The sequence below is a fragment of the Microbulbifer sp. GL-2 genome, assembly GCF_007183175.1.
Lineage (GTDB): Bacteria > Pseudomonadota > Gammaproteobacteria > Pseudomonadales > Cellvibrionaceae > Microbulbifer.
Genome location: NZ_AP019807.1, coordinates 2,811,428 through 2,830,683 on the forward strand (window position 1 = coordinate 2,811,428; position 19,256 = coordinate 2,830,683).

Annotated in this window: 23 protein-coding genes; 18 read left to right on the forward strand and 5 right to left on the reverse strand. The window is 49.6% G+C overall.

Annotation, left to right across the window (positions count from 1 at the left end; genetic code table 11):
- Positions 1-123: 123 nt before the first annotated feature.
- The gene (locus GL2_RS12235; RefSeq protein ID WP_143730919.1) at positions 124-336 is read right to left on the reverse strand and encodes a bacterioferritin-associated ferredoxin; all 213 of its coding nucleotides are present in this window, start codon (positions 334-336) and stop codon (positions 124-126) included.
- 333 nt (positions 337-669) lie between these two features.
- Between GL2_RS12235 and GL2_RS12240 the strand changes: the two genes are divergently transcribed.
- The 7 genes from GL2_RS12240 to GL2_RS12270 all read left to right on the forward strand — a co-directional run bounded on the left by GL2_RS12240 (position 670) and on the right by GL2_RS12270 (position 8,079).
- On the forward strand, positions 670-1,272 hold the full coding sequence (locus GL2_RS12240) for a peroxiredoxin (RefSeq protein WP_143730920.1): 603 nt from the start codon (positions 670-672) through the stop codon (positions 1,270-1,272).
- 240 nt (positions 1,273-1,512) lie between these two features.
- Entirely contained in the window at positions 1,513-2,715 is a 1,203-nt protein-coding gene (locus tag GL2_RS12245) for a serine hydrolase (protein ID WP_143730921.1), read from the forward strand.
- 100 nt (positions 2,716-2,815) lie between these two features.
- Positions 2,816-4,735 (forward strand): molecular chaperone HtpG, encoded by a 1,920-nt coding sequence (gene htpG, locus GL2_RS12250; protein WP_143730922.1) that lies wholly within the window; start codon positions 2,816-2,818, stop codon positions 4,733-4,735.
- A gap of 263 nt (positions 4,736-4,998) precedes the next feature.
- Positions 4,999-6,030 carry an NAD(P)H-dependent glycerol-3-phosphate dehydrogenase gene (locus GL2_RS12255; RefSeq protein WP_143730923.1) on the forward strand — a complete coding sequence of 344 codons (1,032 nt, stop codon included), beginning with the start codon at positions 4,999-5,001 and terminating at the stop codon, positions 6,028-6,030.
- A 12-nt stretch (positions 6,031-6,042) separates the two neighbouring features.
- Entirely contained in the window at positions 6,043-6,570 is a 528-nt protein-coding gene (locus GL2_RS12260) for a DUF4389 domain-containing protein (RefSeq protein WP_143730924.1), read from the forward strand.
- Between the two features lie 32 nt (positions 6,571-6,602).
- Positions 6,603-7,055: a phosphohistidine phosphatase SixA gene (gene sixA, locus GL2_RS12265; protein ID WP_143730925.1), complete on the forward strand. Its 453-nt coding sequence runs from the start codon at positions 6,603-6,605 to the stop codon at positions 7,053-7,055.
- Positions 7,056-7,209: 154 nt separating this feature from the next.
- The gene (locus tag GL2_RS12270) at positions 7,210-8,079 is read left to right on the forward strand and encodes an alpha/beta fold hydrolase (RefSeq protein ID WP_143730926.1); all 870 of its coding nucleotides are present in this window, start codon (positions 7,210-7,212) and stop codon (positions 8,077-8,079) included.
- Here GL2_RS12270 and GL2_RS12275 read toward each other — a convergent pair.
- Both GL2_RS12275 and folE read right to left on the reverse strand, forming a co-directional pair.
- Positions 8,076-8,420: a 5-carboxymethyl-2-hydroxymuconate Delta-isomerase gene (locus tag GL2_RS12275; protein ID WP_143730927.1), complete on the reverse strand. Its 345-nt coding sequence runs from the start codon at positions 8,418-8,420 to the stop codon at positions 8,076-8,078. The genes GL2_RS12270 and GL2_RS12275 overlap by 4 nt on opposite strands.
- Positions 8,421-8,482: 62 nt before the next feature.
- Positions 8,483-9,025, reverse strand: coding sequence for a GTP cyclohydrolase I FolE (gene folE / locus GL2_RS12280; RefSeq protein WP_020412734.1), 543 nt, complete (start codon positions 9,023-9,025; stop codon positions 8,483-8,485).
- A 118-nt stretch (positions 9,026-9,143) separates the two neighbouring features.
- Here folE and prmB point away from each other — a divergent pair, with 118 nt between their 5' ends.
- Positions 9,144-10,067 carry a 50S ribosomal protein L3 N(5)-glutamine methyltransferase gene (gene prmB / locus GL2_RS12285; protein WP_143730928.1) on the forward strand — a complete coding sequence of 308 codons (924 nt, stop codon included), beginning with the start codon at positions 9,144-9,146 and terminating at the stop codon, positions 10,065-10,067.
- A 174-nt stretch (positions 10,068-10,241) separates the two neighbouring features.
- Positions 10,242-11,318, forward strand: coding sequence for a chorismate synthase (gene aroC, locus GL2_RS12290; protein ID WP_143730929.1), 1,077 nt, complete (start codon positions 10,242-10,244; stop codon positions 11,316-11,318).
- A 59-nt stretch (positions 11,319-11,377) separates the two neighbouring features.
- On the opposite strand, the gene GL2_RS12295 is transcribed toward aroC, so the two are convergent.
- Positions 11,378-12,436 carry an integron integrase gene (locus tag GL2_RS12295; RefSeq protein WP_143730930.1) on the reverse strand — a complete coding sequence of 353 codons (1,059 nt, stop codon included), beginning with the start codon at positions 12,434-12,436 and terminating at the stop codon, positions 11,378-11,380.
- Between the two features lie 330 nt (positions 12,437-12,766).
- Between GL2_RS12295 and GL2_RS12300 the strand changes: the two genes are divergently transcribed.
- The gene (locus GL2_RS12300; RefSeq protein WP_143730931.1) at positions 12,767-13,045 is read left to right on the forward strand and encodes a hypothetical protein; all 279 of its coding nucleotides are present in this window, start codon (positions 12,767-12,769) and stop codon (positions 13,043-13,045) included.
- Between the two features lie 324 nt (positions 13,046-13,369).
- On the opposite strand, the gene GL2_RS12305 is transcribed toward GL2_RS12300, so the two are convergent.
- Entirely contained in the window at positions 13,370-14,311 is a 942-nt protein-coding gene (locus GL2_RS12305; protein WP_143728875.1) for an IS110 family transposase, read from the reverse strand.
- A 366-nt stretch (positions 14,312-14,677) separates the two neighbouring features.
- Here GL2_RS12305 and GL2_RS12310 point away from each other — a divergent pair, with 366 nt between their 5' ends.
- The 8 genes from GL2_RS12310 to GL2_RS12345 all read left to right on the forward strand — a co-directional run bounded on the left by GL2_RS12310 (position 14,678) and on the right by GL2_RS12345 (position 19,089).
- Positions 14,678-15,226 (forward strand): hypothetical protein, encoded by a 549-nt coding sequence (locus GL2_RS12310; protein WP_143730932.1) that lies wholly within the window; start codon positions 14,678-14,680, stop codon positions 15,224-15,226.
- A gap of 98 nt (positions 15,227-15,324) precedes the next feature.
- The gene (locus tag GL2_RS12315; RefSeq protein WP_143730933.1) at positions 15,325-15,762 is read left to right on the forward strand and encodes a hypothetical protein; all 438 of its coding nucleotides are present in this window, start codon (positions 15,325-15,327) and stop codon (positions 15,760-15,762) included.
- Between the two features lie 107 nt (positions 15,763-15,869).
- A complete protein-coding gene (locus tag GL2_RS12320; RefSeq protein WP_143730934.1) occupies positions 15,870-16,163 on the forward strand; it encodes a hypothetical protein in 294 nt (97 codons plus the stop codon).
- 97 nt (positions 16,164-16,260) lie between these two features.
- A complete protein-coding gene (locus GL2_RS12325; RefSeq protein WP_143730935.1) occupies positions 16,261-16,674 on the forward strand; it encodes a hypothetical protein in 414 nt (137 codons plus the stop codon).
- 100 nt (positions 16,675-16,774) lie between these two features.
- Positions 16,775-17,131, forward strand: coding sequence for a hypothetical protein (locus tag GL2_RS12330; protein WP_143730936.1), 357 nt, complete (start codon positions 16,775-16,777; stop codon positions 17,129-17,131).
- A gap of 554 nt (positions 17,132-17,685) precedes the next feature.
- On the forward strand, positions 17,686-18,033 hold the full coding sequence (locus GL2_RS12335) for a hypothetical protein (protein ID WP_143730937.1): 348 nt from the start codon (positions 17,686-17,688) through the stop codon (positions 18,031-18,033).
- A gap of 98 nt (positions 18,034-18,131) precedes the next feature.
- On the forward strand, positions 18,132-18,614 hold the full coding sequence (locus GL2_RS12340) for a hypothetical protein (protein WP_143730938.1): 483 nt from the start codon (positions 18,132-18,134) through the stop codon (positions 18,612-18,614).
- A gap of 115 nt (positions 18,615-18,729) precedes the next feature.
- Positions 18,730-19,089 carry a hypothetical protein gene (locus tag GL2_RS12345; RefSeq protein ID WP_143730939.1) on the forward strand — a complete coding sequence of 120 codons (360 nt, stop codon included), beginning with the start codon at positions 18,730-18,732 and terminating at the stop codon, positions 19,087-19,089.
- Positions 19,090-19,256: the final 167 nt, after the last annotated feature.

The window sequence follows — 19,256 nt, forward strand, 5'->3', positions numbered from 1 at the left end:
CTGTAGTTGGGCCGGATGTGGGGAAAACCCAACTTCGCACAAGGGAATGGTGAGAGTACAGGGGAAAAGATCAGGGTAGGGGGGGCGATCGCCAATGTGACGATCACAGAGCCAGAGCAGAAATCAGTTGGCAGAGTAAAACAGGCCATTGTTGCCTGAGGTAATCATGCCTCCACTCATGGTCTCGTCGATGATCTCCTTGGTCTGCTCCGCACAGCGACCACATTGGGAGGAAACTCCCAGCTGGCGCCTCAATGCCTTGACAGAAGTGGAGCCATCATAGACTGCCTCTTTGATTTGGCGGTCGGTTATACCTTTACAGATACATACATACATCGTTGGAGGCTCTGGTCGATTACTGTTCAATAGTAGACTGATGTAAATCCTATTGCAATTGAGAATGAGTGTCAATAAGATTCCGAAAAGATTGCAAATCGACCACTTTGGTTCTTTTTTGTGCGCATTGTTGGGCCTTTTCTTCCTATTTGCGGCCTGGTTCACGCATAGCTGTTCTGCTATCAAGCTCATTTAAAAAATTTATGGGCCTGAATTAAGCGGGTGTGTATCATAGCGGCCCACTATTAATTCCCATTCGATTTATAGCTATTGCTCATAAATTGAACACTTCACATCTTATCAACAACCCATCATGGGATTGAGGAGGTTTTCATGGCAGTTCTGGTAGGCAAGCCGGCTCCGGATTTCACCGCTGCAGCGGTATTGGGTAACGGCGAAATCGTCGATACTTTTAACCTGAAAGAAGCGATCAAAGGTAAGAAGGCGGTAGTTTTCTTCTACCCACTGGACTTCACCTTCGTATGTCCTTCTGAGTTGATCGCTTTCGATCACCGCTTCGCTGAGTTTGAGAAGCGCGGTGTTGAGGTGATCGGTGTTTCCATCGATTCGCAGTTCTCTCACAACGCATGGCGCAACACTTCCGTCAATGACGGTGGTATTGGCCCGGTTAAGTACACCCTGGTTGCAGACGTTAAGCACGAAATCTGCCAGGCATACGACGTTGAAGCTGACGCTGGTGTCGCTTTCCGCGGTTCCTTCCTGATCGACGAAGAAGGTAATGTTCGCCATCAGGTAGTCAATGACCTGCCGCTGGGTCGTAACGTTGATGAGATGCTGCGTATGGTTGACGCCCTGGCGTTCCACCAGGAGCACGGTGAAGTTTGCCCCGCCGGCTGGCAGGAAGGCGACAAAGGTATGAATGCTTCTCCTGAAGGTGTAGCGGCGTACCTGAGCGAGAATGCTGAAAAGCTGTAAGCTTGAGCGCTCGCTGGGGGTGAAGCCCCCACAGTGAAAGAACCGCCGAGAGGCGGTTTTTTCGTTTATATCAGTGTCAGTGCGCAGTTTTGTGTATCTGGCACCGGTGTCCGCGCGGAGTCTGGAAATAGCGACTAGAATTCTGCAGTCAGTCTTGCGTGGCGCCTAAATAGAGTTTTTGCCCGTTGGCTGCTAGTCTTATCTGCAAGTACCGGATTGCTTTGGCGGCTCGATTTGCGTATGAGACCTGCAATTCTTTTAAATATCGTCTATCACCTACGTGCCGGGAAGGCGTGTATTTTCCTCTCAACACTGCTTCTGTGTGGGCTGGCTCTGCCTGCGCGGGCGGTAGATATTGACGCCAGGGCCAAGGCTTTTGACCGCTACTTCCGGCACATGATGGCGGGCAAGTCAATTCCTGGTGGCGCCTATGTAATCGTCGATGGCAACCGGGTGGTCGCCATGGATACCTATGGTGTGCGGATCAGAGGTAAGGCCGGCAAGGTGGATAGTGACACGGTGTTCCGCCTGGCCTCGGTGTCGAAAACCTTTGCTGCGAGTATGGCCACCATTCTGGAGCATGAGGATCGCTTCAGTTGGAATGACAAAGTGGTCAATTTTGTGCCGGATCTGAGCTTCAAGACTTCATCCCTGTCGCGACAGCTACAGGTGGAGCATTTACTCAGTCACTCCTCAGGCCTGACCCCCAACGCCTACGATAACTACCTTGAGGACAACAAGCCGCTGAGTAAGATATTGCCGAAATTCGCCAATATTGACCCGCGCTGCACTCCAGGGAAGTGTTATGGCTACCAGAATGTCTTGTTCAGCCTGATTGAGGATGTGATTTTTGGGGCTACCGGCGTCTCCTTCGCCAGTCAGCTGAAAAAACGCATCTTCGTGCCGTTGAAAATGCAGAATGCCTCGGTGGGTTGGGAGAGCTTTATGGCCTCTGACAACCGCGCCGCGCCCCATGTGCAGACGGGCAGCGGTTGGCGCCCGGTGAAAGTTGAGAAAGAGTATTACTTCGCCGCACCGGCGGCAGGGGTAAACGCGAGTATCTCCGATATGGCCCAGTGGCTGAAAGCGCAGATGGGTTACTACCCGAAAGTGCTGTCCCCGGAGGTGATTGAGGATATGACCACTGAGCGGGTGGCAACCCAGCGTCATATGCGCCATCGCATTTGGCGGGACTACCTGTCCCATGCCGGTTATGGTTTGGGCTGGCGCCTGTACACCATTGGCGATGATCGCATTATCTATCACGGTGGCTGGGTGGCAGGCTTTCGCGCGGCGGTGGCCTATTCGGAGAAATTGAAGATCGGTATCGCCATCCTGATGAACGCGGAGTCCCGTGTAATCTCAGATTTGACCGCAAACTTTGTGATCGATATTACCGGCAAGGGTACCCCTGTCACCGTCAAGGCCAGCGGGGATCGTTGATCCCCGCAGTAGTGCTTCTAGCTCTCACCCCTTGAAACCCGCCAGAAGGGCCTCATATCTGCTCCCTGTTCCGATTGACTTGTATGGGGAGAACTAATAGATGACCGTTGCGGCCCAAAAAGAAAGCCATGGATTCCAGACGGAAGCCAAGCAGCTATTACACCTGATGATCCACTCGCTCTACTCCAACAAGGAGATTTTCCTGCGCGAGTTGGTTTCCAACGCTTCCGATGCTGCAGACAAGTTGCGCTTCGAAGCTTTGTCCAAGCCCGAGCTGCTGAGCGAGGACACCGACCTGCGCATTCGGATTGAATTCGACAAGGACGAGGGCACCCTGACCATTACCGATAACGGTATTGGCATGAGTCGCGATGAAGTTATCGAAAACCTCGGTACCATTGCCCGCTCAGGTACCTCTGCATTTATGCAACAGCTTACCGGTGACCAGCAAAAAGATGCGCACCTGATTGGTCAGTTTGGTGTGGGTTTCTACTCCGCATTTATTGTCGCCGACAAAGTAGAAGTATTTACCCGTCGTGCTGGTGTGGAAGCTGACCAGGGTGTGCACTGGGAATGTCACGGCGAAGCGGAATATTCCGTGGAAAATGTAGAGTGGCCCCAGCGCGGTACCCGCGTGGTGCTGCACTTGAAAGAAGATGCCAAAGAGTATGCCGATGGCTGGCGCTTGCGCTCCATTATTAAAAAGTACTCCGATCACATCGCCATTCCGGTGGAAATGCTGAAAGAGGAAATGCCGGCGGCAGAAGAGGGCGAGGAGCCGAAAGAAGAGAAAGCACCTGAATTTGAAGCGGTCAATGCCGCCCAGGCCCTGTGGACCCGCCCGCGCTCTGAGGTGAAATCCGAGGAGTACAAGGAATTCTACAAACATATCTCCCACGACTTCGACGACCCGTTGATTTGGAGCCACAACCGTGTAGAGGGCAAGCAGGATTACACCAGCCTGCTGTATATCCCCGCGCGTGCTCCGTTTGACCTGTATCAGCGCGATGCGGCCCGCGGCCTCAAGCTCTATGTACAGCGCACCTTTATCATGGATGACGCCGAGCAGTTCCTGCCGCTGTATCTGCGCTTTGTGAAGGGAGTGCTGGATTCCAACGACCTGCCGCTGAACGTATCCCGTGAAATCCTGCAGAAGGATCGCAATACTGATGCGATCAAGAGCGCCCTGACCAAGCGCGTTCTGGATATGCTGGACAAGCTGGCGAAAAAGGATGGCGACGAGTACCAAAAATTCTGGGATCTGTTCGGCAATGTACTGAAAGAAGGTCCGGCAGAAGACTTTTCCAACAAGGAAAAAGTGGCCAAGCTGCTGCGCTTTGCAACCACCCACACTGATACTGACAAGCAGGATCAGTCCCTGGAAGATTATATCGGGCGCATGAAAGATGGCCAAAAGGCGATCTACTATGTTTGCGCTGATAACTTTGCCACCGCAAAATCCAGCCCTTACCTGGAAGTTTTCCGCAAGAAGGGTATTGAGGTTCTGCTGCTCACCGACCAGGTGGATGAGTGGTTCGTAGGCCATATGAACGAATTCGATGGCAAACAGTTCCAGGACGTGGCCAAGGGCGCGCTGGACCTGGGTGAAGCCGAAAGCGATGAGGACAAGGCCGAGCGCGAAAAGGTTGAGAAGGAGTCCGGTGCCCTGGTTGAACGGGTACAGGAAGTACTAGAAGAGCGCGTTGAGTCTGTGCGCGCGACCACTCGCCTGGTGGATTCTCCTGCATGTCTGGTCGTGAGCGAACAGGATATGGGCCCGCAGATGCGCCGTATTCTGGAGCAGGCTGGCCAAGCCCTGCCGGATGCCAAGCCTATCTTTGAGCTGAACCCGTCTCACCCGCTGGTACAGCGTCTGGATCAGGAACAGGATGAGGATCGCTTCGCGGACCTCACCAATATCCTGATGGACCAGGCCAACCTGGCTGCGGGCAACCAGCTGGCAGATCCGGCCGACTATGTGCGCCGCCTGAATACGCTGCTGCTGGAAATGCACGGCTAAGCGATTCGCTCCATTTACGGGCTCGCCCTGTGAGCCCAGCGCGTTAAAGCCCTGCGGGGTGCCCGCGCGCTTCTGATGTACGGCCCCTGTCGTAACGGCCCGCTGATAATTCGGCATGGCTGGTTGCTGCAGCGGGCCGTTTTTTGTTTTTTTACTGTAGTTTTGCAAAGTTGCGTGCAAATTCCCGCAATTTGAACCCTTTGGGCTTAGCGGGTCATACCTCTATAATCCCAGGCCACGAGATAAGCTTTATCGGAATCACTATGCAAAAGGAAACTTCCAACCCCCTCTCCATAGCCGTATTGGGCGGCGGCAGTTTCGGGACGGCGATTGCCAATATTGTGGCGGGCAATGGTCATGATACCCGCCAGTGGATGCGGGATTCGGAGAGCGCTGAAGCTTGCCGGGAAACACGTGAGAACAGTAAATACCTGCCCGGTGTCGCCCTGCATCCAGAGCTTTGTATCAGCAGTGACCTGCAGGAGGCCGTGCAGGGCTGCGATATTGTGTTTGTCGCTATTCCCAGTAAATCATTCCGTGAAGTGGTGCGCCGTGTGGCACCTTTGCTGAAGCCGGGTACCATGTTGATTTCCACAACCAAGGGAATTGAACACGATAATTTCCACCTGATGAGCGATATTCTGCGCGAGGAAACCAATGGCATGCGCGTGGGGGTACTGAGTGGGCCCAACTTTGCCAAGGAAATTGTTGCGGGCCACTATACTGCGACGGTGGTCGCCAGCGAAGATGAAACGCTGTGCAAGAGTATCCAGTCGGCCCTGCACTCGGAGACCTTCCGGGTTTATTCCAGTAATGACGTTTTTGGAGTGGAGCTGGCCGGCGCCCTGAAAAATATTTACGCGATAGTAACCGGTATGGCTGCGGCCCTGGATCGTGGGCAAAACACGATCAGTTTATTGATTACCCGCTCCCTGGCCGAAATGATGCGTTTTGCCGAGGCCATGGGTGCAGATCCCATGACATTTATCGGTCTCGCCGGTGTTGGAGACCTGATTCTGACCTGCTCCTCAGACCTGAGCCGCAATTACCGGGTGGGTTATTTGGTGGGTAAAGGCAAACCGTTGGATCGTGCTGTCGCAGAAATCGGTCAAGTGGCCGAGGGTGTGAATACTGTTCGACTGATAAAACAGAAAGCCGACGAAATGGGCGTCTACATGCCCTTGGTTTCCGCGATTCACGCCATATTATTTGAAGAGCGGCCGATTCCAGAGGTAATTCGCAATTTAATGTCGGGCGCGCAAACATTTGATGTGGCCTACTCGGCCAAGCCTTGATGGAAGCCTCCTATGAAAAATGATGAACTTAAACGCAACCTGACTTCCGGTAACCAGTGGGTGCGATTGATCTACATGGTGCTGTTTGCCATCTGCTTACAGTTGGCTGGCTGGGTGTTGCTGGCTGTGGTAGTGCTGCAATTCCTGTTTTCGATTATTGGTGGCAAGTCCAATGATAACCTGCGTCGTTTCGGCGACCAGCTCGCCTCCTATATCTACCAGGCCGTGCAATTCCTGATTTACAACTCCGACGAAAAGCCTTTCCCCTTTGCCGAGTGGCCAGAGTCAGACGTAGAAGATCTCTCCGGTTATGAAGGTGCCGAAGAAGTATCTGCGGAAGTGGTTTCAACTGAGGAAAAAGCGGCGTCGGTGAAAAAATCTGAGTCAAAAAAGGAAGAGGTTGAGGATGCCATAATCCTCGGTAGTGATGAGCCGTCCGATGACAACAAGCCCGAGTTGGTCGAGGAGAGTGCAGATGAGACTGCGGCTTCTTTTACCGATAAAAAGCCCGAATCCGACGAACGCAATGATAAAAATTAGCTGATCGGGCAATTCCGGTTGAGGCAGCACTGATGCAATTGTTTATCCTGCGCCACGGTAAGGCTGAGCCCATGCTCGGCAACGACGCGGCCCGCGCCCTCACAGAGCGTGGGCGCAGACAGGTGGCGCAGGTATGCAGAAAGCGTTCGAAAGAGTTGTCGGCTGTGCGTGCCATATGGGCCAGCCCCTTTGTGCGCACCCAACAAACAGCCGATATTGTCTCTGCTCACCTGGGCCTGCCCATAGTGACCGAACCGTTGTTAATCGGGGACAGTGACCCCCAGCAATTACTTGATCTTCTGCAGCAGCAGGATAACTTCCCCATTTTGCTGGTAAGTCACCAGCCACTGGTAGGCAGTCTGCTGAATGGACTGTGCGGTAGTGGTAATGCGCACCCTATGGGCACTTCGAGCCTTGCCTGTGTCAGTTCTGAAGTTTGGGCCAAGGGCTGCGCGGATCTGGACTGGCTGCAGCACCCCGAGTAATCAATCTTGACTTCTTCGCCACCTCTACACCTCCTCTAAAAAAATTATTGCACCTAAATCACTACCCCTCTGGTGACAAGCGTCATTGCCGGAGGCCCTGAGCGGTTGCACCATCTCTCACTGCTATAAAAGTTATTCAATGGAATTGCCGACCATGAAGCAAAGTGACCCCAACGAGATTGTTCTCGAATTTGACAGTAAAAGCATTGCCGCGCGGCAGTGGGGGGATGCCTCTGGTGAGCCGGTACTGGCCTTGCACGGTTGGTTGGATAACTGTGCCAGTTTCGATCGTCTGGCGCCGCTGCTTGAAGGTATTAATCTGGTTGCCCTGGATATGGCGGGCCACGGCCGCAGTTACCACCGTTCTTCTCATGCGAATTACAATATTTGGGAGGAGGCGGAGGATATTATCGGTGTTTCGGAAGCTCTGGGTTGGCGGAATTTCTCCCTGCTCGCGCATTCCCGAGGTGCTATTGCGAGTGTGATTACCGCCGGCGCTTTCCCTAACAGGGTGAAACGTCTAGCACTGATTGATGGCCTGGTACCTCCGGCCACAAAGGACGCAGACTCCCCGGATATTCTCGCCAAGGCCATAGCTCAGCGCGCTCGTTACAGGTATCGCAAGGCAAAGATATATCCCACTTTTGAAGGGGCCGTAGAGGCCCGTATGAACGGTCTCTTTCCCCTGTCTGAATGGGCTGCGCGGGTATTAACCGAGCGGGGTACCAATCCGGCAGAGGGGGGCTTTACCTGGAGCAATGACCCGCAACTGATGGCAGCCTCCACCGCCAAACTCAATGAGGTGCAGATCCGGGCTTTTCTGTCGCGCCTCAACATGCCAGTGCGACTGGTTCTGGCAGAGGGGGGAATTACCAACATGATTAAGAAGCTGCGCCCAATCCTGGCGGGATTTGAAAATATTGAAGTGCGGGAAATGCCGGGAGGTCACCATTTGCACATGGAGGACGGGGCCGAGGGAATTGCGGAGTGGTTTGGCCCTTTCCTGCGCGGTGAGGCCTGCTAGAAGGGCACTCGCTTGGAGTAGCAGCTGGCGTCCATTTCCCGTACCTCTACCGAGACAGCGGGTACGCCGTCGGCAAACTGGCATAGGCAGTTGAATACCGCCGAACTTAGCGCTTCCCGCTCCCTGGAACTGCGGCCTTCCAGCAAGCGGATTTCAGCGTGGATAAAGCTGCTGCCTTTGTCGCCGGCAATAAACTGTTCGTAGGCTTTGGCCCGGGTCTTAATGTTGTGCGAGGCGAACAGCCCGGAGCGGTTCATCGCTTCCTGCGCCGAGCTGACCAGCGCTGCAACGGAGATCCTGTCTTCCAGGTTTTTTGCATACTCTATGATCAGGTGAGGCATGGCAATTCACTCCTTGAACATTGGCGGCCCTGGGGCCGCACTGTACTGGTGAGGAGCCCCTGTTACTGGCGAAGCAGGGAAAGGAACTCGTTGCGCGTGGCCTGGTTGCTGCGGAAGGTGCCGAGCATGGCCGAAGTCTTCATCACTGAGTTTTGCTTTTCCACGCCGCGCATCATCATACACATGTGTTTGGCTTCAATGATAACGCCTACCCCAGCGGCTCCAGTGACGTTTAGCAAGGTCTCGGCGATCTCGACAGTGAGCTGCTCCTGGATCTGCAGGCGGCGCGCAAACATATCGACAATGCGCGCTACCTTGGACAGGCCAACAACCTTGCCATTGGGAATATAGGCTACATGGGCGCGGCCGATAAATGGCAGCAGGTGATGCTCGCACAGGGAGTAGAGTTCGATATCCTTAACCAGGACCATCTCGCTGCAGTCGGAGGGGAAGAGCGCATCGTTGACCACGTCTTCCACGGTCTGCCTGTAACCGCGTGTCAGGTATTCCATGGCTTTGGCGGCGCGCTCAGGGGTATCTTTGAGTCCTGGGCGTTGCGGATCTTCGCCGATTGCTTCAATAATTCGCGCGTAGTGTTCGTTCATGCTGCTCTTTCCAACATCTCAGCCCGAAGGGCGGGTGCGCTACCCTAAGCGTTTGTAACCCGAGAGTAAAGATCCGCGCGGACCCTAATGAGATCCATAGTACTTAAGGATAGATTCGATGATAGAAAGGCGTGAATCCAGCCTGCACGAGCTGACCACGGTTTTGGACTACATTCGCTGGGGAACCAGCCGGTTCCACGAGGCTGGCCTCTGGTACGGCCATGGCACCGACAATGCCTGGGACGAGGCGGTACTGCTTGTTACCCATGCGCTGCACCTGCCGCCCTACAGCAAGCCTGAGATATTACAGGCCCGCCTGACCATGGAGGAGCGTCGCGACGTACTCACCTTACTGGAGCGGCGGTTTACCGAGCGGGTACCGGCTGCCTACCTGACCAATGAGGCGCATTTCTGCGATATGACATTCTATGTGGATGATCGGGTACTGGTCCCCCGATCACCTATTGGAGAAATGATTCGTCATAATTTCCAGCCCTGGCTCAATGTGGAGCCCCTGGCGATCCTGGACCTGTGTTGCGGCAGTGGTTGTATCGGTATTGCCTGCGCCGAGGCCTTTCCCGAGGCACGCGTGGACCTCAGTGATATCTCCGAGGGTGCCATTGAAGTGGCGCAAATCAATATCAACCGCCACGACCTCAATGAGCGGGTGCGCGCGGTACAGTCGGATCTCTTCGCTGGACTCCAGGGGTTTAGCTATGAGCTGATTGTCTGCAACCCACCTTATGTGGATGCCCGTGATTTAGCAGAGATGCCTGAAGAGTACCGGGCTGAGCCCGATATTGCCCTGGGCTCGGGGGATGATGGTCTCGACTTTACCCGCCGTCTGCTGTGTGAAGCTGCCAATCACCTGCAACCGGAAGGTCTGCTAATTTGTGAAGTGGGTAATAGCTGGGAAGCGCTGGAGCAAGCCTTCCCGGAAGTACCTTTTATGTGGCCTGAGTTTGAAGATGGAGGCCACGGAGTCTTCGTCATCAGCCGCGAAGAGTTGCTCGCTTACCAACCTTACTTTGAAAAAGAGTAATTTCTTTTGCTAACCCGGCAATCTACATTGCCGGGATAACCAACGAAGCCGGATGCGTGGAGCAATTGTGCTTTTTGCCTATGTTGACGCGTCTGGGCATGTGGTTACTTTATAATATGCGGCTTCCTTGAGGCCGATCTCTGTTCAACTACCTATTAGCTGGAAACGTCGTATATGTCGGGCAATACCTTTGGCAAGTTGTTTTGCGTCACTACTTTTGGCGAAAGCCATGGCCCCGCCCTGGGCTGTATCGTTGATGGTTGCCCCCCTGGGCTGGAAATCAGTGAAGAGGAAATCCAGCTGGAGTTGGATCGCCGCAAGCCGGGTACCTCCCGCTATACCACCCAGCGCCGCGAACCGGATCAAGTAAAAATTCTCTCTGGCGTCTTCGAGGGGAAAACCACCGGCACGCCCATCGGCCTCCTGATAGAAAATACCGACCAGCGATCCAAGGACTACGGCAATATAGCCGAGCAGGTCCGTCCGGCCCACGCCGATTATACCTATTGGCAAAAGTACGGTATCCGCGACTATCGCGGCGGTGGCCGCTCGTCCGCGCGGGAAACCGCCATGCGGGTCGCTGCCGGGGCTATTGCGAAAAAATGGCTTAAGCAGAAATACGGCATCGAGGTGCGAGGTTATCTTTCTCAACTGGGACCGATCAAAACGCAAAAGTTGGATTGGGAGCAGGTCGAACAGAATCCATTCTTTTGCCCGGATGCCGAGCGTGTGCCAGAAATGGAAACCTATATGCAGGAGCTGATTAAGGAGGGAAACTCTATCGGCGCCCGAATTTCAGTACACGCCAGGGGCGTTCCCGCAGGTCTAGGTGAGCCGATTTTTGATCGCCTTGATGCAGACCTGGCTCATGGTCTGATGAGTATCAACGCAGTAAAAGGGGTGGAAATTGGAGCGGGTTTTGGCTGCGTAGAGCAGAAGGGCACCGAGCACCGAGATGAAATTACCCCGGAAGACGGCTTCCTTTCGAATAATGCTGGTGGTGTGCTGGGAGGTATTTCCAGTGGGCAGGACATTATTGCCCATATCGCCCTTAAACCGACTTCCAGCTTGCGTATTCCCGGCCGCAGTGTTGACCGCTCCGGCAATGCCATCGAAGTAGTCACAAAGGGACGTCACGACCCCTGTGTTGGTATTCGAGCAACACCCATCGCCGAAGCGATGATGGCCTTGGTTCTGATCGATCACGCACTGCGCCACCGCGCACAGAATGGTGATGTAACACCAGGATAATTGGATCGGCCTTTTTCTATAGCGATACCGGTGACAGCCGGTATCCGGTCTCCTCGCTGCTAAGATGAGGCCAATAAGCTAAGCGCCTGAACTTCCTCTATCTTGCTCCCAACAAAATAGTTAGCTCCAGCCTCCTCAATTTTATGAAAATTGCGCAGGCGATCTGAGGGACTTAAAACGCCTTTATCTCCCCGGTTTACGACATGGGTGTAAATTTCAGTAGTGCTCACATCCGAATGACCTAGCAGCTCCTGAATCGTACGCAAGTGAGTGGCAAAACTATGGCGAAATGCATGGCAGCGAGCTGGTTTGTTAATTCCTGCCTTTCTTACAGCGCTATTTACCTGGCGCGTCAAAGTAGATGAATGCATATGGTGTCTTCGGTATATGCCTGAGCGTGGGCATTTGCTGATAGCGTTGGCGGGAAACAAATATTGCCAAGCGAGCTGTTTGGCCGCATTGGGGTATTTGCGGTCGAGAGCATCTGGTAAATAAACCGAGCCATAACCGGCCAGTAAATCCTGCTGGTGAAGAAGAGATACGTGCTTAATTTGACGTTGTATATCTTCAACCATCCCTTTGGGGAGAAGGGTAGTGCGATCTTTATTTCCCTTTCCTCCACGGACAAAAATGTTGTTGCTACCAAAGTCTACATCCTTTATTCGGAGAGATAGCAGTTCGGCACTACGAAGTCCTGAGCCATACATCAACTCAACTTGTAATCTGAAAACTCCCTGTAAATGACCAAGAACCGCGAAGACTTCTTCACGGCCATAAACAATAGGTAGCCGCCGGTGCTTCTTGGCAAGCTTAAAATCCAAATCTGGGATTTCTCTGCCTAAGAACTGCTTGTAGAGATAAGCAACGGCATTCAATGCTACTCTTTGTGTATTCGTTGCGCAGAGCCCCTGAACTGAAAGGTGGGTAAGGAACGCCTCAACTTCAGCCGCCCCCATATCAGCAGGGTGCTTCAATCGATGAAAGTGAATGAATCGCTTTATCCAATGGGTGTATGTTTGCTCTGTTCGGTACGACAGTCCCTGTTTGCGAATATGTAGACGCAAAGTATCCATAAAACGCTCGGGTTTAGGGGGTAACTTAGGGCGAATATCATCCATGACGCTCTCTTTTTACTGTTTTTATATACAGTATTTGCTGTTTCCCTATATTGTCAATATCGAAGATCAAAAGCAAGTGCACATATCCCTACCAAGATGGGCGTTAACTTATTGATTTTCAATGATTTATACTTGTGATCAAAAGGAGTAAAATATCAAAATATAATGCAGCTGCAATATATCCACTTGAGTGTTTTTATGCTGGCGTTGGTTAACTCTATGATTTATATATATTTTTTATGGATGAATGAGTTCTTGCACTAAGGATATGCTGTTAGGTGATATAATGCAGCTGCTTTTGAATACACTGTTATGTACCACGGAAATATCATGCAAGTAGTTGAGCTTCACTCAATAGAGCCAGAGTCAAAAAATGTTAAAACACTTTGCGAAGTTTTCAGCTGGGGAAGGGAAGCTCTTGGTGAGTATCTATATCATGCTGAAATAGATTCTAGAGGAGTAATAGAAGATGGTACTGGTGATTTAAATAAGGCAGAATATTTTGCTTCTGTTGAAGTTTCCTTTGAGACTGATGTATTCGATGTAGCGCAAAGTACAATTACACAATCGCAGCGGCTTCAAATAATGCCATCTGTTGACGTGATTTGAAAAACCACTCCCACCGAACTATTCCAGATCAATCTAGGGGCTGAAGAGTTTTTCATAAATGGTGGCAGCAATTATTGTTTTGTTCTGCGGGCTGTATCATGGTCAAAAACAGTAGTGTTTGTAAGGTATTCAGTTGAAAATGGCCGAACAACTGAGATTCAAGTCACTGGAAAAGGCACAGAGCTTAAGCTTTCGGAATTATATGACACAGCTATAAAACTGATTGAGAAATACAAAACAATTCCAGAAAATAAATTTTCAGGCGCAATCCGTGAATAGCATTAAAAAGTACATAACAAGTGACTATGGTTCTTCGTCAAGCTTTTAAGCCATATTTTCATCCCAGTATGTGTTGTTTTTTACCATCGTATTCAGAATGGTAAGTTGCTTTCTCATACATGCAATGAGGGCCACTTTCTTAGGCTTGCCAGCGTCGACTAAGCGTTTATACATTGGCTTTAATTTAGGATGGCACTGGATGGCCGACATGATGGAAACAAACAGAACTGTGCGTACGCGATGTCTTCCGCCTCGAATATATCTCTTACCCTGGAAGCTGCCGCTATCTCGGTTCATTGGGGCGATACCAACGAGTGCAGCAATCTCTTTTCGGTTCAGTTTTCCCAATTCCGGTAGTTCGCTCATCAGGGTGTAGGCCAACACATTCCCGACCCCTTTAGCACTTAACAATAGGTCACGTTTTTGTCGCCACTCGGCAATACTGCTAACGAGTTTATCCAGCTGCTTGTCGATTACTTCTAACTCTTTTTTAATGGCTTTCAATATGGCTTGAATAGGTTTGTGTACAGATTTAGGCATTCGCTTAAGGCGGTTCTTTTGCATGGTGCCCATCTCCAAGCACTGGCTTCTTACAGCCAGTAAGTCACTGATATTTCTCAATTTTTCAGGTTTTATCGACGATAGCCTCGGCTTCATTGCCTCCCCAAAGTGAGCAATGTCGACAGCATCCAGCTTGTCAGTTTTGGCGAGTCGCCCCGCTGACTTTGCAAAGTTTCTTACCTGCGAAGGATTGCAAACAACTATCGGCAATCCTGCTTTGTGGGCAGCACAGACAAACTCCAGTTCAAGCCTTCCTGTGGACTCGATAAGTACTCTTTTGGGTTTAAGGGGTTGTAGTTGTTTAATGGCGTCCTTAATACCATCCTTATCATTGGTAACACTAAAGAATTGGCCAGTTGGTCTCACAAAGATATCGAGCTGTTTGCTGCTAGTATCGATACCGACATTGATCTCTTGAGGTTCCATAAGATAAGCTATCTCCGCCTTGCTATTCGGGCTCGAGGCCCACATGACTATTCGAGTTATGCCTAGTGAGTGCTTATCACGTTCATACTTGTTATCGGTCTTTTACGAACCGGCGCTGCAGCGAACTGTGATAAACAAGGCCTTCGGTGGCCGCCGAAGGTGGGTCTCAATTTACCCGTTAGCGAAAAGGGTTTTCAACATCAGAATCGGACAAGAACAACCATACAAGGTGCAGCACAAACGCTTCACTTTGTTGCGCTGGACAGCAAAAGCACGTCGCCTTTTGTGTAGGCTACGCCATTTCACACAAAAGGCACCGCACTTTGTCTGCCTGTGTGCACGGCGTTATGGATCATGGAGATCTAAGTGAAGAATGTAGTTTTTCTGATGTCCCTTATGTATTGCAGTCTTGCAAATGCATCATGTGAAATCGAGCAATACAAAAAATATTTAAATTCTCAAAGTGTATCGATGCTAGAAGCCACAAAAACTATTTTCGAAGAGGATAAGGTGGCTTTCAAAATCATAAAGCCATTTGTAAAATTTCAGGTACGCTACAACAAATTAGATATCTATGTAGCAGAAAAATTGAATATTATAGATCCAAGTCTACTTAATACTGGTAGTACGATTTCGAAATTGGTGCCTAGATTTTCGTTAAAAGTAACTTCAAGTGGTTCATTGGAAAATAGAGTGGATTTAGCTATGGCCAATGATTCCTTCTATACATCGGAAAAGGCGGCGATGAGCGCTGATGAAGATTACTATCTATTCCTAAAAGGCATGTCCAGTGAAGAGAAAAAGCAGTTTTTCGCTGCTAGAGAGGTTCTAAATAGTTTTGTGTCAAAAAGTAGCTACTTCCCTAATGTGCAATCAGCATTTAGCAAACAGTTCAGCGAGGTCTGCAATCCATAACAAGCGCATGAATTTCGTTCCAGCCCTACGGGCTTCCACCGGACAATCGGCGCTATGCGCCGCTTGCCGATTATGCGGGCGTTATGAGTATCAGGGATATGAAAAGAGTAACGTGGATTGATCCTAGGGATAAATCGGGCCTGCTCCATGCAGTTATGGAACAATGCGCAGGAGCCTCCCTTATTTCATTTGAGGGCTCATTGGAGCATTTGTCATTTTATAAATGGCCGAATGCTTCCTATGAAGAAACGCCAGTGCTTAAACGACAAACTATATCCCCAAAACTAGATTTCGTGATTCTCCCCTTAGATGAAGAAAGTTCCAAAGGCATGTGGAAAGAGCTAACAGAAAAGGATCATCTGGTTAGAGAAGGCATCATTCATGTGCAGATAGCTATAGAGGGAGAGCTAGTATTTGGTGGTTATGATAATTTCGATAAAGAGTGCACTGTTGCATATAAAGGCTTGAGCGAAGGTTTTCTCCAAGACCTTAAAGAGCGAGGCACAATTCGTGGCTATGAACACAAATACTCATAACAAGTACAAGCAGGTTGCTGCGGGCCTTTTGGCCCTTCGCGGGACAGCCTACGCTACGATCCGGCCGCCCCTGTTGTAGTCGTTATGTGTCATAAGGAGCAGGGAAATTGACTGTATTAGTCTGTGAAAGCTTAAGTTTTTTATCTGAAGGTGATGAAATAGCTTTCTTTAATTGGCTTAATTCACTGGAATGTATTTCTCAAATTAAAGGTGTCAACAATGAGATACAGTTACATCTAACTGACTCGGAAATCTCTTATGATAATCTGCGTGATTTAATCGCAATATTTACTCGTTACGATGTTAACATGTCTCAATTAAGCCAATTACAAACAGACGAGAATAGAGATTGGTTTTATGATAATAAGTTGGCATTCTGGCATAAAGATGTTTTCGGTTAACAGGCACACTACACATAACAAGGCGCTGTTGTCGCAACCTATGGTTGCTGGGACGCCCTGCTACGCAGCGCGCCCCAAAGCTTGGCGTTAAATTTCTATGAGTAAGAATCAATACCGAACACTAATTGTATTATCGCTAGCCATAGGCTTACTTTCTGGCGTATATGACTATATCTGGCCTGACCCAATAACTGATCAGGTTTTTGATTATGTTGTTGAGATTGAGCCAGAGATTGAAGGCACAAAACTTGTTGCGGCTGGCGTATTGGCTGTTGTTGCCATCATTATGGTGCTGGTTTCACTGATCGGCCTGCTTTTATTCAAGTCATGGGCAAGGCATGTTTATGCTGCTGGATTTGTTACTACATTTGCAGTGTATCCATTCATGGGTATCATGGTTTACAGCGGTTTTAGCCAAGTGCTCTATGACATATCTATGCTGCTGTCTGGCGTGCTACTGGCATTAATGTATTACTCACCTGTAGCGCTGTACTATGAGCAAAAAATTTAACAAGTACAAACAGGTTGCTGCGGGCCTTTGGCCCTTCGCGGGACAGCCTACGCTACGCTCCGGCCGCCCCTGTTGTAGTCGTTAAGCTCCACGAGGAATCATGCCTAGATCAATTTGGAAGTTACATTTAGATTCTTCGTCAGAAGATTCAGCTAGAAAAATAGTGAATCGATGTATAAAGGCATTCGGTTGTCCACCATCTGAATCTACAATAGAAAAGTATTCTAAAGGTGGTTACATGGCTACCTTAGATCTGCTTCACAATGATAAATATTCTTGGTCAGAGGTTGTGGTTGAGGTTATCGAGTTTGGCCAAAGATTAGGTGGCGGTTGGAGCATGCTAGGCAACATAAGTAGCGAGTCAAATGCTGTTCTTAGCAAAAGTGTGGGTAATCACATTGGTATTTCAGGGTTACAGTGGGCAGAGTGGCTGGTTTTAAATGAGCATCAAGCTTAACAAGTTGCTTAAGTTCACTCCGGGCCTTCGGCCCTCCGCGGGACAGCCTACACTGCGTTTCGGCTGCCCCTTAGCAAGGCGTTATGAGTCCATATAGGAAAATCGCATTGTTAAACGTAAGGTTGGCCTTACTTGTTCTGGGGGTACAGATTTCTGCCTGTACGTCACATCAATATCAGAGTGATTTGTCAGCTGATGAGTTTAGGAAATCGTTTGAACGAGATTGCCAAGTCATAAGTGGTATAGAAGAGTTACATTCTTCTACTTGGTACACTGTTGATGAAACAGGAGAGGGGACACATACCAAGGAATCATTTTCGTTAGAGGAAATGTCTGGTTGGTTGTTGGCCTGTGACAGAGATCCAAATAATGTGTCCAAAATTCGGAAGTAAAACTCATAACAAGGCCGGGCAATTTGCTCCGGGCCTGCGGCCCTCCGCGGGACAGCTTACCTTCTGCACCTTTTGCGCAGGTCGCTGTGCTCCCATTATTGCGCAAAACGCGCACAAGATAAGCTGCCCCTGCCGGCGGCGTTATACATCTTGGCGGTTTAGATGAAGAGAGTACGTGAAATAGAAATAGCATTAAGGGATTCGATACTAGTTTCTCTCTCGATAGAATATGAGTATTACTCTGAGCTTTTGAAACAAGGCAACTCAGTTAATATGAAGTTTATTCGCTTTGATGAAGAGATAATTGAATTTCAGTTGCTCAATGTTTTGGAGGCCGACTTTTGCGATGATTACTCAGGTGTTTGCGTATCTCACATAAAAGCTTTGAGTCAAAATGATAGAATCACTTTATCATTGGATCCGTACGATGAACGTGTTGATGCTATTGAACAGAAAGACAATTTTGTGTTCACGGTTAAGCAATACTATATAAACGTAAGTCAGGTATAACAAGGTGATGATGTTCGTTCCGGCCCTGCGGGCCTCCACCGGACAGCCCACGCTACGCGTGGTCTGCCGCATATCACGGCGTTAGGTATCTAAAGAATATGGGGATTCTATATCATGTACACTGCCCTGAAGCAGATCTTAAAGAATGGGTTGAAACCGAATTCAATCTTAAATTTCCACATGGTCCTTCCCGCTGGCCGACTGTAGAAGAATTAAAATCCGTAGTAGAGCAATTTACAGGATTTAAAATTAAATATAATGAAAATAAAAATGGTATTCCCCATCAGGTCGTAATGGATTTTGTGGAAGAACCAAAAGATAGGCTATATGCATTAATAAATATTGAGAATAAAGATGAAAAAGGTCAAGAATCCGCATTTTGGTTTGAAAAGGGATCAACTGAATTAAATATTGCAATTACTTATGCAGTTTCTAAGTTTACAGGGCCAATTGTAATTATTGCAGACTGTGGTGGTCCACCAATAATAGTTGACTATTCATCATGCACGTTAAGCCCCATAGATCAATGGATTGATATTACAAGTAAAGATTGGCAGAGATTTTATAATGAGGCCAGATAGTCACCTGCAGCTAATAATACCTAACAAATTTAGGCAACCTCGCCCTTCGGGCTGGACAGCCTGCAACGCGTTTCGCGCTGGCTGCCGTTGCTAAAGGCGTTAAGCATCAAGTTATATGACTAGAGAACTTTCAAAAAAGGAATACACCCTGGCAAGGTGGCTCCTTGAGAACGGAAATGAAGATGCTCGAGAATACATAGATCAATTGGAGCAAGCAGAGGCTACCGATTGGATATGCGATTGTGGTTGCGCTAGCTTCAATTTCAAGATCAAAGGCAAGCCTGAGGCGGAGCCGGGAGTTCACATTTTGAGTGATTATCTATTCGGAGATGAGGACTCTCTAGCAGGTGTATTCATATTCTCAAGTCGCGGTGTGCTTAGCGGTCTTGAAGTATATGGCTTAGCAGTTGAGGCACCTTCAATATTACCCGAGCCATCTGATCTGCGCCCTATGGAGGCAGGGCCAAATGCTTAACAAGGCCGGGCAATTTGCTCCGGGCCTATGGCCCTCCGCGGGACAGCTTACCTTGTGCACCTTTTGCGCAGGTCGCTTTGCTCCCATTATTGCGCAAAAAGCACACAAGGTAAGCTGCCCCTGCCGGCGGCGTTAAGTTCACCTAGATACGGAAATCCGACGTTGAA